Origin of the sequence: [Clostridium] ultunense DSM 10521, from assembly GCF_000511955.1 — a bacterium.
Taxonomy (GTDB): domain Bacteria; phylum Bacillota; class Clostridia; order Tissierellales; family Tepidimicrobiaceae; genus Schnuerera; species Schnuerera ultunensis.
Genome location: NZ_AZSU01000001.1, coordinates 493,323 through 495,076, shown reverse-complemented (window position 1 = coordinate 495,076; position 1,754 = coordinate 493,323). Strand labels below are relative to the sequence as shown.

At 33.4% G+C, this 1,754-nt stretch carries 1 protein-coding gene; it reads left to right on the top strand.

All coding sequences use genetic code 11. The features are described from left to right. Positions 1-351 precede the first annotated feature (351 nt). On the top strand, positions 352-1,629 hold the full coding sequence (locus tag CUL_RS0102520; RefSeq protein WP_025640399.1) for an IS110 family RNA-guided transposase: 1,278 nt from the start codon (positions 352-354) through the stop codon (positions 1,627-1,629). The last annotated feature ends 125 nt before the right edge of the window (positions 1,630-1,754 follow it).

Below are 1,754 nucleotides of genomic sequence, written 5' to 3'. Positions count from 1 at the left end.
CCTCCTCGTATACTATGTTTAGAAGTACTTTTTATTAGGTCTTCTAAGCATAGTATTATTTTTATACAATTTTTAATTGAGATATCCTAATGCTATAATTAAACTAAGGATAATTAGCGAAGGATAATTCTGCTCCTCCTTGCAAAACCTTATGGTTATTGCCCATTAAGCATGCTTCCTGACTTAGTCATCATAATCTTCCAACTCAGATGCTGCATCTCTTTGACTAGACCAACAGCAAGGTAATTTTCAAAGATGAATGCTAATAGTGCGAGGTTGAAGTTAGTGACTAAGATTAGGATATCTCTTTTACTAATTGTTCTCCAACTACCTATGAAAGGCGGTGATAATATGAAGAACAAAATTTTATCAACTTTATTTGTTGGTATTGATGTTAGTTCTAAGACTAATGTCTTATGTGCTCTAGATTTTCAAGGGAATAAACTTCTTAATCTAAAGGCTTCGAACAACAATCCTGGTGCTGAATCTATGTCAAAAAGTATCGTGGAGTGCTTAAGTTCTAATAAGCTTAAATATGCTGTTATTGCCTTAGAATCTACTTCTATTTATAGTGTTCATGTGGCCAATTTCCTATCTTCTCATGAGGAGCTAGCCTCGTTTGAACCTAATGTCTATTGTCTTAATCCAAAGACTATTGTTAACTACAGAAAGTCTTTTGTGGATATGGATAAAACGGATCCATTGGATGCATATGTTATTGCTGACTTTGCCAGATGTGGAAGAATTACATCTTCTCCTTGGCGTGGCTCGCAATTTCTTGCTCTACAGAGATTAACTAGGCATAGACTTCATTTAGTTGAGTGTATTACACGTGAAAAAACTTATATGGTCTCCAATATCTATTTAAAATTTAGTCAATTAGCAGTTCTAGATAAAGATGATAAGCCATTCTCTAATACCTATGGAGCTACCTCTGCAGCTGTTTTAACCGAGTTTTTATCCTTAGATGATATTACCTATTCTTCGATTGAAGACTTGGTTGCCTTTGTCAAAGAAAAGGGAAAGAATCGATTTAGTAATCCTGATGAAACGGCTAAATTACTACAAAAAGCTGCAAGGGATTCTTATAGGTTAGATAAAGTATTATATGAGCCTTTAAATGTTTCAATTGCTTCTTCTTTTAACCTTATTAAAGCCTTTGAAACTGAGGTTAAAACTATTGATAAAGCTATTGAAAAGAATATTAAAGGCATTAATACTACTGAGTATCAATCTCTAAGATCCATACCAGGTATTGGCCCTGTATTAGCTAGTGGCATTTTAGCCGAAATTGGTTCTATTAGTGTATTTGATTCCCATAATGCTTTAGCTAAATATGCAGGTCTAACCTGGAGAGTTAATCAATCAGGGAATCACACCTCTGATAATACAAACATGACTAAAACCGGTAACAAGTATCTTAGATATTATTTAATTGAAGCTGCTAATAGTATTAAAAACAATTCACCTGAATACAAAGAATACTACAACAAAAAGTTCGGTGAGGTGACAACTCACCAGCATAAACGAGCACTCGCACTTACATCTCGTAAATTAGTACGCCTGATTTTTGGATTGCTGACTAAAAATCAAATCTACTCCAGCGATAAAGTTGGAGAGACACAATAAAATACTTCTAATTCCCGAACCTATTTTTTGATTGAAATCATAGGTTCTATTAAGATTACCCTTTTTTAATTGTTTCTTTTACTTTCTTTTAAAATTATCTCTTGACATATTACCAGATTGCTTAA

Excerpts from the sequence above, each read along its gene's own strand:
- CUL_RS0102520 (WP_025640399.1), top strand. The coding sequence starts at position 352 with ATGAAGAACAAAATTTTATCAACTTTATTTGTTGGTATTGATGTTAGT.